Here is a 12789-nt window from a genome sequence, read left to right on the forward strand (position 1 = left end):
CAAATTGATAACTCAGTTGAAAATATTATTCAACATACGCTTTATTTATGGTGACTTAACTCACAGCAAACCGCACCAGCCCTGCGCTGCGAGATTTACGATCTCATGCTGCGCTTTATTTTTACCCAGCATTAAATTCTGTAAATAAGCGCAAAAAACGGCTTTGAGATGGGGAAATCGCGAAGAAAAGAAATTGTCTGACGATACAGTTTGCCATCCGGTGTTCTATGCTTGTTTAGAGGTTTTCCGTTCAGAGAAAACCAACAACAACGAGGGCGCGCTAATGGCTACGATTGACTCCATGAACAGGGACACCACCCGTTTAAGCGATGGACCCGACTGGACGTTCGAGTTACTGGAGACCTACCTGGCCGAAGTGGACCGGGTCGCCAAGCTCTATCATCTTGACACCTACCCGCACCAGATCGAAGTCATTACTTCCGAGCAGATGATGGACGCCTACTCCAGCGTCGGCATGCCCATCAACTATCCGCACTGGTCGTTCGGCAAGAAATTCATTGAGACCGAGCAGGCCTATAAGCACGGCCAGCAGGGCCTGGCGTATGAGATAGTCATCAACTCCAACCCCTGTATCGCCTACCTGATGGAAGAAAACACCATCACCATGCAGGCGCTGGTCATGGCGCACGCCTGCTATGGGCACAACTCATTCTTTAAAAATAACTATCTGTTTCGCAGCTGGACCGACGCCAGCTCGATCATCGATTACCTGATCTTCGCCCGCAAATACATTACCGAGTGTGAAGAGCGCTATGGTGTCGACGAAGTGGAGAAACTCCTCGACTCCTGCCACGCGCTGATGAACTACGGCGTCGACCGCTATAAACGTCCGCAAAAAATCTCCTTGCAGGAGGAGAAAGCGCGGCAGAAAAGCCGGGAAGAGTATCTGCAAAGCCAGGTGAATATGCTGTGGCGCACCCTGCCGAAGCGCGAGGAAGAAAAAGCGATTGAGTCCGCCCGTCGCTACCCTTCCGAACCGCAGGAGAACCTGCTGTACTTTATGGAGAAGAACGCCCCGCTGCTCGAATCGTGGCAGCGCGAGATCCTGCGCATCGTGCGTAAAGTCAGCCAGTATTTCTACCCGCAGAAACAGACCCAGGTGATGAACGAGGGGTGGGCCACCTTCTGGCACTACACCATCCTCAACCATCTCTATGATGAAGGGAAAGTGACGGAGCGCTTTATGCTGGAGTTTCTCCATAGTCACACTAACGTGGTGTTCCAGCCGCCGTACAACAGTCCGTGGTATAGCGGGATTAACCCCTACGCGCTGGGCTTCGCCATGTTCCAGGACATCAAGCGCATCTGTCAGTCGCCCACCGAAGAGGACAAGTACTGGTTCCCGGATATCGCCGGTTCTGACTGGCTGGAAACGTTGCATTTCGCCATGCGTGACTTCAAGGACGAGAGCTTTATCAGCCAGTTCCTGTCGCCGAAGATCATGCGCGATTTCCGCTTCTTTACCGTGCTCGACGACGATCACAACAATTATCTTGAGATCTCGGCGATTCACAACGAAGAGGGCTATCGCGAGATCCGCAACAAGCTCTCGGCGCAGTATAACCTCAGCAATCTTGAGCCGAACATCCAGGTGTGGAACGTTGACCTGCGCGGCGACCGCTCGCTGACCTTGCGCTATGTGCCGCACAATCGCGTCCCACTGGACAAAGGCCGGCGCGAAGTGCTGAAACATGTGCATCGTCTGTGGGGATTCGATGTGCTGCTGGAGCAGCAGAACGCCGACGGCAGCATTGAGCTGCTGGACCGCTGCCCGGCGCGCCCGAACGCGCTATAACATTGCGGGACGATGAAAACGACGAAGGGGGCCACTGGCCCCCTTATTGTGTTTATCGATCGCCAATATCCGGCTTAACGCATATTCATGGCTAAATCGCCGGGCAGCGATTTCTGCATCCGATGCCAGATCTCCCCGCTGTCATGGCCGTAGCGACGGACCAGCTCATACACCTGATCGTGCAGACCGCCTTCGCACACCTTCGCCAGCTGATGATAAAAGCCCAGCGCCAGGCTGCGCGCTTCCGGGCTGGAGAAATAGTGGCGGCCGATGCGGGTATACAGCCCCTTCATGCCGTTGAGGATCAGGCCGTAAATCGGGTTGCCGGAGGCAAATGCCAGGCCGCGGAAGATGTTGTAATCGAGGTCGGCAAAGGCGTCGGCGTGATCTTCCACTTCCCGGGCGCTGTCCAGTACCGCCAGCGCTTTATCCGGATGCTGACGGAACGCGGTGCGAATAAAAATCGTGGAAATATTGGTGCGCACGGAGAGCAGGTTATCAATCAGCTGCGGCACGCTGTCGTGATCGAGGCGCGCCAGCGTTTCGAGAATATTCAGCCCGGAGGTCTCCCAGAAGTTATTCACTTTGGTGGGCTTGCCATGCTGAATGGTCAACCAGCCGTCACGCGCCAGACGCTGCAACACTTCGCGCAGAGTGGTGCGGGTGACACCGATCAGCTCAGAAAGCTCGCGTTCAGCGGGGAGAATCGATCCAGGTGGGAAGCGGTTATTCCAGATGCTCTCAATGATATACTCTTCCGCGAAACCCGCAGGGCTCTGCGCCTTAATGACCATAATAATATTTCCATTACACATTGTTGCAATTGCACTCATCATACCAGAGCCGCTATAGCGCAGATAGCATCGCAAGTGAATTAAAAAGGGATCGCTGTTTCATTTTCCGTTTTTACTTTGCGCTTTTCCTTATCTCCCGTCACCGCCGCCGCGGTGCGAAGAAAGTTGCTTCTCATTTTGCTCAACTGATACTCTTGCCAATAGTTACGCACAAAATCATGTACTAATTGACGGGGAAGGATTCTGTCGTGGAAATTTCATATGGCCGCGCGCTGTGGCGCAATTTTCTTGGCCAGTCGCCTGACTGGTACAAGCTGGCGTTAATCATTTTTTTAATCGTAAACCCGCTGGTGTTTGCCGTAGCGCCGTTTGTCGCCGGCTGGCTGCTGGTGGTTGAGTTTATCTTTACCCTCGCCATGGCGCTGAAGTGCTATCCGCTGCTGCCGGGCGGCCTGCTGGCCATTGAGGCGCTGCTGATCGGCATGACCAGCCCGGCGCATGTGCGGGAAGAGATCGCCGGCAACCTTGAAGTGCTGCTCCTGCTGATCTTCATGGTGGCGGGCATCTACTTTATGAAACAACTGCTGCTGTTCGTCTTCACGCGCTTGCTGCTGGGGATCCGCAGCAAGATGCTGTTGTCGCTAGCCTTCTGCCTGGCGGCCGCCTTCCTCTCCGCCTTTCTCGATGCGCTTACCGTGGTGGCGGTGGTGATTAGCGTCGCCGTTGGGTTCTACGGCATCTACCACCGCGTCGCTTCGGCTCGCCCCGATGATAACGATCTGCTGGACGACAGCCATATCGATCAGCACTACCGCGAGGTGCTGGAGCAGTTCCGCGGTTTTCTGCGCAGCCTGATGATGCACGCCGGCGTCGGGACCGCCCTCGGCGGAGTCATGACCATGGTTGGCGAACCGCAAAACCTGATTATCGCCAAAGCGGCGGGCTGGCACTTTGGCGAGTTCTTTATCCGCATGGCGCCCGTCACCTTGCCGGTGATGGTGTGCGGTCTGTTGACCTGCCTGGTAGTGGAAAAGTATCGCCTGTTTGGCTACGGCGAACCGCTGCCGCCCGCGGTGCGGAAGGTGCTGCAGGACTTTGACGATCGCAGCCGCGCCCAGCGCAGTCGTCAGGAGCGGGTACGACTGGTGGCTCAGGCGGTAATTGGCGTCTGGCTGATCGTTGCCCTCGCCTTTCATCTGGCTGAGGTTGGGCTCATTGGCCTGTCGGTGATCATCCTCGCCACCACGTTTTCCGGGGTGACCGATGAGCACGCCATTGGCAAGGCATTTACCGAGGCGCTACCCTTCACCGCGCTGCTGACGGTGTTCTTTGCTATTGTGGCGGTGATCATCGACCAACAGCTGTTCACCCCGGTCATTGAGTTTGTGCTGCAGGCCTCGCCGCACGCGCAGCTCTCGCTGTTTTATCTGTTTAACGGTCTGCTGTCGTCCATTTCGGATAACGTTTTTGTCGGCACGGTCTACATTAACGAAGCGAAAACCGCCCTCGAACATGGCGTTATCAGCCTGCCGCAGTTTGAGATGCTGGCGGTGGCGATCAATACCGGCACCAACCTGCCGTCGGTCGCCACCCCCAACGGCCAGGCGGCATTCCTGTTCCTGCTGACCTCCGCGCTGGCGCCGCTTATCCGACTCTCCTATGGCCGCATGGTATGGATGGCGCTGCCCTACACTCTCGTACTGACGCTGGTCGGCCTGCTGTGCGTCGAGTTCACCTTGATGCCGGTCACCAACTGGCTACTGGCGCACGGCTGGGTGACCACGCCCACGCTGCCCTGACCCGATCCTGGCCCGGATTCATCCGGGCCATTCAATAACCCGTTACGTAATATTTTCTGCCGGGCCGCTGGCGTCGGTTCGGTTTTCGTTTACACTGCCATGATTTAGCATCTTCCAGGGAAATGATTATGTTGCAATATTTAAACCAGTGCTCAAGGGGACGCGGTGCCTGGCTCCTGATGGCATTAACCGCTTTTATTCTCGAACTCGTTGCGCTGTGGTTCCAGCATGTGATGCTGCTGCAGCCGTGTGTGATGTGTATTTACGAACGCTGCGCGCTGTTCGGCATCATGGGCGCGGGGCTGGTCGGCGCCATCGCCCCCAAAACGCCGCTGCGCTATGTCGCCATGGTGATCTGGTTGTACAGCGCAATACGTGGACTGCAGCTGGCGTGGGAGCATACGATGATCCAGCTGCACCCTTCGCCGTTCCAGACCTGTGATTTCGCCGCCCGCTTCCCAACCTGGCTGCCGCTGGATAAATGGCTGCCGCAGGTTTTCGTCGCGTCCGGCGACTGTTCAGTGCGTCAGTGGCAATTCCTGTCGCTGGAGATGCCGCAATGGCTGGTCGGTATTTTTGCTGCCTATCTGCTGGTCGCCATCCTGGTGATCATTGCTCAGCCTTTCAAAGCGAAAAAACGCGATCTGTTTGGCCGCTAAGCCGCTGCGAGTACCGCACACAATGAAACGCCCTGCGGGGCGTTTTTTTATGTCTGCTGCGCATCGTTGCATCGTTTCCTGCCTGTGGTTGACCACAGCCCCTAAAAGGTGCATATTAAATACATCTTTTAAAGCCCCACAGGAGCTCACATGTCATCTTTACTGATCCCCGCAGACTGGAAAGTTAAACGCTCCACCCCGTTCTTTACTAAAGAGAACGTCCCCGCCGCCCTGCTGAGCCATCACAACACCGCGGCCGGCGTCTTCGGTCAGCTGTGCGTCATGGAGGGAACGGTCACCTATTACGGTTTTGCCAATGCGCAGGCGACGGAGCCGGAAAAGAAAGTGGTCATTCATGCCGGACAGTTTGCCACCAGTCCGCCGCAGTACTGGCACCGCGTCGAACTCAGTGACAACGCCCGCTTCAATATTCACTTCTGGGTGGCCGAAGAAACCGACGGTGAAAACGGGCTGTTTCACGCGAAGAAAGCGTGATCCGGCGCTTAACGCGCCCTGTCAGGCAGATTGAGGATATGATCCTGCCAGTCGACGACGGTGGACTCGGGCACCGCAATATGGCGAACAGAGATGCGTTCGCCATGCATCGCCGCTTTTGAGCCGGTCAGCAGCGGATGCCAGGCCGGCAGCGATTTGCCCTCCGCCAGCAGGCGATAGGCGCAGGTCGGCGGCAGCCATTCGAAGGTTGGCAGGTTTTCGCGGGTAAGCTTGATGCAGTCTGGCTCGTACTCGAAGCGACGTTCGTAGTTACGGCACTGGCAGGTTTTGATATTAAGCTGACGGCAGGCGACGTTGGTGAAGTAGATCTCATCGGTGTCTTCATCCATCAGCTTGTGCAGGCAGCACTGGCCGCAGCCGTCACACAGCGATTCCCACTCCGCGTCGGTCATTTCATCCAGTGTTTTTTGTTGCCAGAAAGGTTGTTCGCTCATCGGAGTGTCCGTCGTTGCCAGTTAAGGGTGCACCTTATAACCAGTCTGGCACGCCGATGCAAGTTTTGCCGCCCCAAGAGGCGGCAAGCAGCGCTTACAGCACGCGGGTGGTGAGCGACAGGCCGTTGAAGCCAACTTCCAGTTCGTCACCGCTATGCAGCGGCCCCACCCCTTCCGGGGTGCCGGTGAGGATCACATCCCCGGCTTTGAGGGTAAAGAAGCGCGACATATAGGCGATCAGCGGCACAATCTTATGGATCATGTCGGCTGTGGTTCCCTGCTGGCGCACTTCACCGTTAATCTTCAGGCTTAACGGCGTATTCTGCGGGTCGCCGTGGAACTCAGCGGCCGGGATAAAGCCGGAGATTGGACTGGCGTTATCGAAGCCTTTCGCCTTCTCCCACGGTTGCCCGGCCTTTTTCATCTTAGCCTGCAGGTCGCGCAGGGTGAGATCCAGCGCGACGCCATAGCCGGCGATCCCTTTCTGCACATGCTCTTCCGTCGCCTGACGCAGCGTGCTGCCGATCAGCACCGCCAGCTCGACTTCGTGGTGCACTGAGCCCAGCCCTTCAGGAAGCACCAACGGCTGACGGAGATCGCACAGCGCGGTCTCAGGTTTAATAAACAGCACCGGCTCTTCCGGCGTCGCACTGCCCATTTCCTTGATGTGTTTTGCATAATTACTGCCGACGCAAACCACTTTGCTCACTGGATAATCCAGAAGCGCACCCTGCCAGTTATGATGTTGGTACATTATTTTCCCTCGTGGGTTAATCGGATTGTTTCCCCTGTTCCGCCAGGTGTTTCTTTAGTAGATTTTCAGATGGCGGGGGAAGTTGCAGGTAATAGCCCTGCTCGCTCAACGCCTGTTTCACTTTTTCCAGGTCGGCGTTAACCAGCTTTTTGCGCCCATCCAGCGGCAGCAGCATCGCCATTTGCGGCGTGCCGAAGCCGCGCATTAGCTCGTCAGGAACGCGTGAGAAATCGTCTTTTTTTTCGACGTATAAATAGGTTTGTTCACGTTTAGTACTTCGATAGATCACACAAAACATAGTTTTACTCGGAATTAGACCCGTGGTCACTTGCCTCAATATATGAGTGACTATAACATGCCTTTTAGTCTTCGGAATATCACCGCACTTCTGCGGTTGATAAACAGCAAATTGAGTAAGGCCAGGATGTCAAATACGCCAATCGAACTTAAAGGCAGTAGCTTCACGTTATCTGTCGTTCATTTGCACGATGCAAATCCCGAGGTTATTCGTCAGGCGTTAGAAGACAAAATCGCCCAGGCTCCCGCCTTTTTACGCCATGCGCCGGTGGTGGTGAATATCGCCAGCGTGGAGGAGGAGGTCGAATGGCGCGCCATTAACGAGGCCATCGCCGCAACCGGTTTACGCATTATGGGCGTCAGCGGATGCAAAATCCCGCGCCTGAAAACCGAAATCGATCGCGCCGGGATCCCGTTATTAACCGAAGGGAAAGAGAAAGCCCCTCGTCCGGCACCGTCCGAACCCACCCCTCCGCCGCCGCCAGTTGCTAACCAGATCACAAAAACGCGTTTGATTGATCAGCCGGTACGTTCCGGTCAGCGCATTTATGCGCCACACTGTGATCTTATTGTTACAAATCATGTGAGTGCCGGTGCGGAACTTATCGCTGACGGCAATATCCATGTATATGGCATGATGCGAGGACGCGCGCTGGCAGGCGCCGGTGGCGACAGAGACGCCCAGATATTTTGTACCCACCTTGCGGCGGAGCTGGTCTCCATCGCCGGGGAATATTGGCTGAGCGATAACATCCCGGCCGAATTTTATGGCAAAGCGGCACGCCTGCGTTTAGGTGAAAGCGCTTTGACAGTTCAACCGTTGAATTAATCCCTTTTTAACAAGGAATTTCTATGGCACGCATTATTGTTGTGACTTCGGGTAAAGGGGGCGTTGGCAAGACCACCTCCAGCGCGGCCATCGCTACAGGTTTGGCCCAGAAGGGAAAGAAAACCGTCGTTATCGACTTCGACATCGGCCTGCGTAACCTCGATCTGATTATGGGCTGCGAACGTCGCGTCGTTTATGATTTTGTCAACGTCATCCAGGGCGATGCCACGTTGAACCAGGCGCTGATCAAAGATAAGCGCACGGAAAATCTCTACATTCTCCCGGCCTCTCAGACCCGGGATAAAGACGCCCTGACCCGCGAAGGCGTCGACAAAGTTCTCGAAGAACTGAAGAAAATGGACTTCGATTTCATCGTCTGTGATTCACCGGCAGGTATCGAAACCGGTGCGCTGATGGCGCTCTATTTTGCTGATGAAGCCATCATCACCACCAACCCGGAAGTCTCCTCCGTTCGCGACTCCGACCGTATCCTTGGCATTCTCGCTTCGAAATCCCGTCGTGCGGAAAATGGCGAAGAGCCGATCAAAGAGCATTTACTGCTGACCCGCTACAATCCAGGCCGCGTCAATAAAGGCGATATGCTGAGCATGGAAGACGTGCTGGAAATTCTGCGCATTAATCTGGTGGGCGTGATCCCGGAAGACCAGTCAGTCCTGCGCGCATCCAACCAGGGTGAGCCCGTGATTCTGGATGCCGCGTCGGACGCAGGCAAAGCCTATGCCGATACCGTTGAACGTCTGCTCGGAGAAGAACGCCCTTTCCGCTTCATTGAAGAAGAGAAGAAAGGATTCCTCAAACGCCTGTTCGGAGGATAAATTATGGCTTTACTCGACTTTTTTCTCTCGCGAAAAAAGAACACGGCTAATATTGCGAAAGAACGCCTGCAAATCATCGTCGCCGAGCGTCGCCGCGGCGACGCGGAGCCGCACTACCTGCCGCAGTTGCGCAAAGATATTCTGGAAGTGATCTGTAAATACGTGCAGATCGACCCGGAGATGGTCAGCGTGCAGCTGGAGCAGCGGGATGGTGATATTTCGATTCTTGAGCTGAACGTGACCCTACCCGAAACGGAAGAGTCGAAACCCTGACCCTGTTGTTCCGCCCCGAAAAAAACCGGCTACGCCCTGCGCTGCCGGTTTTTTAATGGCCTGAACCAGACCGCCCGCTAGCGCGGATAGTCGTTTAACAGCGACTTCAGCCGCCCGGCCATCAGTTCGCCACGCCAGCCGGAAATCAGCTCAGGCTCACCGGCTTGCGTTTTCAACTGCCAGTGCCAGTTCAGCAACTGGTTGATCTGCCGACGCGAGGCCAGCAGTTCCGCGCTCACGCCCTTATGGGCGCTCACTTCCTGCACCAGCGCTTTAATATCTTTAAAGGCTTTACGGTAACCCGGCATGTCAATGAGGTTCTGCAGCGGCGCCGGCAGGGCCGACTCCGGCAGCGCCTGGGCTTTTTCGACCAGGCTAATCAACGTTTTGCCGTGGAAGCGAATTTCACTGCCGGACAACCCGAGGCTGTCGAGCTCGCCGAGGCTGGTGGGCATATAGCGCGCCACGCTCCACAGATGCTCTTCCCGCACCACAAAGTTCACCGCCAGGTCGCGCTCACGCGCTTTGCGCAGACGCCACTCTGCCAGCAGCTGCAGGCAGCCCAGCTGGCGGGTACGCAGCTGCCAGGCGTTGCCGATGTCGCGCCAGGCCTCGGCCGGGTCAACCACCTCCTGACGACGCTGCTGCATCAGACGACATTCGTCCAGCGCCGCCGATAGCCAGCCTGCGCGGTCGGTCTCCGCCATTAATTGGCTGGCGATCGGCAACAGGTACCAGACGTCAGCTGCGGCGTATTCACACTGACGCTCGGTCAGCGGGCGCGCCAGCCAGTCGGTGCGGGATTCGCTTTTATCCAGCGCCACCCCGGAATACTCTTCCACCATAGAGGCAAAGCCCCAGGACATCGGGCGGCCGCAGAACGCCGCCAGGATCTGGGTGTCAATCAGCGGCTGCGGCATCAGGCTGAACGCGTTGAGGAAGACTTCTAAATCTTCGCTGCCGGCATGCAGGTATTTAGTCACATCCTGGTTGAGCAGCAGCTCGCGCATCGGCGCCCAGTCGCTAATCGTCAAGGGATCGATCAGAGAGACCTGGGTGCCGTCGAACAGCTGCAGCAGGCCCAGCTGCGGATAGTAGGTACGGGTACGGACAAATTCCGTATCCAGAGCGACGGCGGAGGCCGCGCTTGCCGCTTCGCAGACAGCGCGCAGGCCATCGTCGGTGGTGATCATCTGATAGTTCAAAGCATACTCTCTTAACTTGCGCCCATAAAAAACGCCGGCGTAGCCGGCGTCAGGCGACTCATTCGTTACTTAGCCTTTATTGTCCACTTTAGCGCGCGCTTCGTCACGCAGTTCTCGCCGCAAAATTTTCCCGACGTTGGATTTCGGCAGTTCGTCACGGAATTCCACCAGCTTCGGCACTTTGTAGCCGGTGAGATGGCGGCGGCAGAACGTAATCAGCGCCTCTTCGGTTAATGCGGCCTCTTTCTTGACCACGAAAATCTTCACCGCTTCACCGCTGCTGCCGGACGGCACGCCGATGGCCGCCACTTCGAGGACGCCGCTGTGCTGCATAACCACATCTTCGATTTCATTCGGATAGACGTTAAACCCCGACACCAGGATCATATCTTTTTTCCGGTCAACGATGCGCAGGAATCCCTCTTCATCCATCACCGCGATATCCCCGGTGTGCAACCAGCCGTCTTTGATAATCTCATCCGTCGCGTCAGGACGCTGCCAGTAGCCCAGCATCACCTGCGGCCCCTTGATACAGAGCTCGCCCGGCTGACCCGGCGCCACTTCGTTATCGTCGTCGTCCACCAGTTTGGCTTCTGTGGAAGGCACCGGCAGGCCAATGCTGCCGCTGTGGTAGTCGATGTCGTGCGGGTTGACGCTGACCAGCGGCGAACACTCGGTCAGGCCGTAGCCCTCCAGCAGATATTGTCCGGTCAGTTTTACCCAGCGCTCGGCCACCGCCTGCTGCACCGGCATCCCACCGCCGGCGGAGAGGTGCAGCGAGGAGAAATCAAGCTGCTGAAACTCTTTGTTGTTCAGCAAGGCGTTGAACAGGGTATTGACCCCGGTCATGGCGGTGAAAGGATATTTCGCCAGCTCCTTGACCAGCCCGGGAATGTCGCGTGGGTTGGTGATCAGCAAATTTTGCCCGCCCAGTTCGATAAACAGCAGGCAGTTCATGGTCAGGGCGAAAATGTGATACAGCGGCAGCGCGGTCACCACGAACTCTTTGCCGCGATGCAGCAGCGGGCCGTAGGTGGCATTGACCTGCTCGAGGTTCGCCAGCATGTTGCGGTGGGTCAGCATCGCCCCTTTGGCCACGCCGGTGGTGCCCCCGGTGTACTGCAGAAACGCCAGATCTTCCGCAACGATCTCCGGCTTCACGTACTGCATGCGGTAGCCATGCTGCAGCGCGCTGCGAAACGAGATGGCATCCGGCAGGTGGTACTTCGGCACCAGGCGCTTGATGTACTTGACCACGAAGTTCACCAGCGTGCCTTTGGCGGTGGAGAGCTGATCGCCCATGCGCGTCAGGATCACGTGCTTAACCTGAGTTTTCGCCACCACTTTTTCCAGGGTATGGGCAAAGTTGGAGACGATGACGATCGCCGCCGCGCCGCTGTCGTTGAGCTGATGCTCCAGTTCACGCGGGGTATATAAGGGGTTGACGTTAACCACGATCATCCCGGCGCGCAGGATGCCAAACAGGGCCACCGGATACTGCAGCAGGTTAGGCATCATCAGGGCCACGCGATCGCCCTTCTGCAGCCCTAACCCCTCCTGAAGGTAAGCGGCGAAGGCCCGGCTGCGCTCCTCCAGCTTACGGTAGGTCATCACTTCACCCATATTGATAAACGCCGGTTGGTCAGCGTAGCGGGTGGTGGCATGTTCAAACAATTCAACCAGGGATTGATAGCGGTCAGGGTTTATCTCCGCAGGAACATCTGCGGGATAACGGTTTAGCCAAACCTTTTTCACTGCATCACCTCTGAAATAGTTATTCGTCGTCATCACAGCCCCTGGCAAATACATTTTGTTAACATTATATTAACTCAGCGTACCAGTTTATTAATTAGGCAATGAGCAGGTTGCGAAGCGCGTCACTATTTTTTTTCTTATTCGACTGAAAACAAAGAAACAGCGGACCGGCCGCTGTTTCTTTGAACTAACATAAACAACAAAATCATTCGGTTACGACGTTTCTCACCTCAGCAGGGCCGGGGTTGTACCAGCCCCAGCCGCCATAGCCGTAACCCCAGGGGCGCGGACCCAGCATCCACGGATCGATGGGCTGCGGGGGCATCACCACCTGCTGCACCACGTTCCAGCGTTTGTAACCGATGGCGTTCATCAGCATAAATTTATACGGCGTGCTGCCCACTTTGCCGTCGACCACGCCGGCAATCGGCCCGACCACGGTGACCAGCTGGCCGCGGTAGTCGACCGGATCGAGGAAGCCGTTAACGTCGGCATAGATGCGCCCACGAGACGGTTCGCCCAGCACAGGCCGTGCGCCGCTGTCCAGCGGTACGGTGGCGATTTCTAAGCGGGTTTTACCCTGCTGGTTCTGCCCATTGACCACTTTGCCGCCAAAGCGTGCTTCCTGGCCAACGTACAGCTGCGGCGCGTTCATCACCCGCACTAAATCCTGCTGCGGCGTAGGGCTGGTGCCTTTGATGGCATCCGGCACTGACACGCAGCCGCTTAGCGCAACGACAACCGCCGCGGCTAACAGCCAGCGAACGCCCTGTTTTTGACCCGCCATGATGCGACTCCTTTTCTCAGTCTTCTTGTTACTGA

General features: G+C 56.4%; 14 protein-coding genes and 1 pseudogene. 7 read left to right on the forward strand and 8 right to left on the reverse strand.

Annotated features, from left to right (window positions below):
• Window positions 1-60: 60 nt before the first annotated feature.
• Window positions 61-195, reverse strand: a pseudogene (locus HMPREF3142_RS29500) (hypothetical protein); the annotation flags it as partial.
• An 88-nt stretch (window positions 196-283) separates the two neighbouring features.
• Between HMPREF3142_RS29500 and HMPREF3142_RS17675 the strand changes: the two are divergent.
• Window positions 284-1816: a SpoVR family protein gene (locus tag HMPREF3142_RS17675; protein ID WP_070612260.1), complete on the forward strand. Its 1533-nt coding sequence runs from the start codon at window positions 284-286 to the stop codon at window positions 1814-1816.
• A gap of 74 nt (window positions 1817-1890) precedes the next feature.
• Here HMPREF3142_RS17675 and fadR read toward each other — a convergent pair whose 3' ends face one another.
• Window positions 1891-2610: a fatty acid metabolism transcriptional regulator FadR gene (gene fadR / locus HMPREF3142_RS17680; protein ID WP_012541278.1), complete on the reverse strand. Its 720-nt coding sequence runs from the start codon at window positions 2608-2610 to the stop codon at window positions 1891-1893.
• Between the two features lie 248 nt (window positions 2611-2858).
• Here fadR and nhaB point away from each other — a divergent pair, with 248 nt between their 5' ends.
• The 3 genes from nhaB to HMPREF3142_RS17695 all read left to right on the forward strand — a co-directional run bounded on the left by nhaB (window position 2859) and on the right by HMPREF3142_RS17695 (window position 5563).
• Window positions 2859-4409 (forward strand): sodium/proton antiporter NhaB, encoded by a 1551-nt coding sequence (gene nhaB / locus HMPREF3142_RS17685; RefSeq protein WP_070612261.1) that lies wholly within the window; start codon window positions 2859-2861, stop codon window positions 4407-4409.
• A gap of 128 nt (window positions 4410-4537) precedes the next feature.
• Window positions 4538-5068, forward strand: coding sequence for a disulfide bond formation protein DsbB (gene dsbB, locus HMPREF3142_RS17690; RefSeq protein ID WP_008804305.1), 531 nt, complete (start codon window positions 4538-4540; stop codon window positions 5066-5068).
• A gap of 150 nt (window positions 5069-5218) precedes the next feature.
• The gene (locus tag HMPREF3142_RS17695) at window positions 5219-5563 is read left to right on the forward strand and encodes a TehB family protein (protein ID WP_070612262.1); all 345 of its coding nucleotides are present in this window, start codon (window positions 5219-5221) and stop codon (window positions 5561-5563) included.
• A gap of 8 nt (window positions 5564-5571) precedes the next feature.
• On the opposite strand, the gene HMPREF3142_RS17700 is transcribed toward HMPREF3142_RS17695, so the two are convergent.
• The 3 genes from HMPREF3142_RS17700 to HMPREF3142_RS17710 all read right to left on the reverse strand — a co-directional run bounded on the left by HMPREF3142_RS17700 (window position 5572) and on the right by HMPREF3142_RS17710 (window position 7070).
• Window positions 5572-6018, reverse strand: a complete 447-nt coding sequence (locus tag HMPREF3142_RS17700) for a YcgN family cysteine cluster protein (protein WP_008804304.1) — start codon at window positions 6016-6018, stop codon at window positions 5572-5574.
• A gap of 94 nt (window positions 6019-6112) precedes the next feature.
• Window positions 6113-6772, reverse strand: a complete 660-nt coding sequence (locus HMPREF3142_RS17705; protein ID WP_012967776.1) for a fumarylacetoacetate hydrolase family protein — start codon at window positions 6770-6772, stop codon at window positions 6113-6115.
• Between the two features lie 16 nt (window positions 6773-6788).
• Complete coding sequence (locus HMPREF3142_RS17710) at window positions 6789-7070, reverse strand: YcgL domain-containing protein (protein WP_004203320.1); 282 nt, start codon at window positions 7068-7070, stop codon at window positions 6789-6791.
• 126 nt (window positions 7071-7196) lie between these two features.
• Here HMPREF3142_RS17710 and minC point away from each other — a divergent pair, with 126 nt between their 5' ends.
• The 3 genes from minC to minE are packed head-to-tail and all read left to right on the forward strand — an operon-like array spanning window position 7197 to window position 9007.
• The gene (minC, locus tag HMPREF3142_RS17715) at window positions 7197-7898 is read left to right on the forward strand and encodes a septum site-determining protein MinC (protein WP_008804301.1); all 702 of its coding nucleotides are present in this window, start codon (window positions 7197-7199) and stop codon (window positions 7896-7898) included.
• 23 nt (window positions 7899-7921) lie between these two features.
• Entirely contained in the window at window positions 7922-8734 is an 813-nt protein-coding gene (gene minD / locus HMPREF3142_RS17720; RefSeq protein ID WP_008804300.1) for a septum site-determining protein MinD, read from the forward strand.
• A gap of 3 nt (window positions 8735-8737) precedes the next feature.
• Window positions 8738-9007 carry a cell division topological specificity factor MinE gene (minE, locus tag HMPREF3142_RS17725; protein WP_004103270.1) on the forward strand — a complete coding sequence of 90 codons (270 nt, stop codon included), beginning with the start codon at window positions 8738-8740 and terminating at the stop codon, window positions 9005-9007.
• Between the two features lie 77 nt (window positions 9008-9084).
• Here the strand turns inward: minE and rnd are convergent, their stop codons facing one another.
• The 3 genes from rnd to HMPREF3142_RS17740 form a co-directional block, all read right to left on the reverse strand.
• Window positions 9085-10200, reverse strand: a complete 1116-nt coding sequence (gene rnd / locus HMPREF3142_RS17730; protein ID WP_176747620.1) for a ribonuclease D — start codon at window positions 10198-10200, stop codon at window positions 9085-9087.
• An 81-nt stretch (window positions 10201-10281) separates the two neighbouring features.
• Window positions 10282-11967, reverse strand: coding sequence for a long-chain-fatty-acid--CoA ligase FadD (gene fadD / locus HMPREF3142_RS17735; protein ID WP_032701002.1), 1686 nt, complete (start codon window positions 11965-11967; stop codon window positions 10282-10284).
• Window positions 11968-12172: 205 nt separating this feature from the next.
• A complete protein-coding gene (locus tag HMPREF3142_RS17740) occupies window positions 12173-12754 on the reverse strand; it encodes a Slp family lipoprotein (protein ID WP_070612263.1) in 582 nt (193 codons plus the stop codon).
• Window positions 12755-12789: the final 35 nt, after the last annotated feature.

This window comes from Klebsiella sp. HMSC16C06, from assembly GCF_001808325.1.
GTDB lineage: Bacteria > Pseudomonadota > Gammaproteobacteria > Enterobacterales > Enterobacteriaceae > Klebsiella > Klebsiella variicola.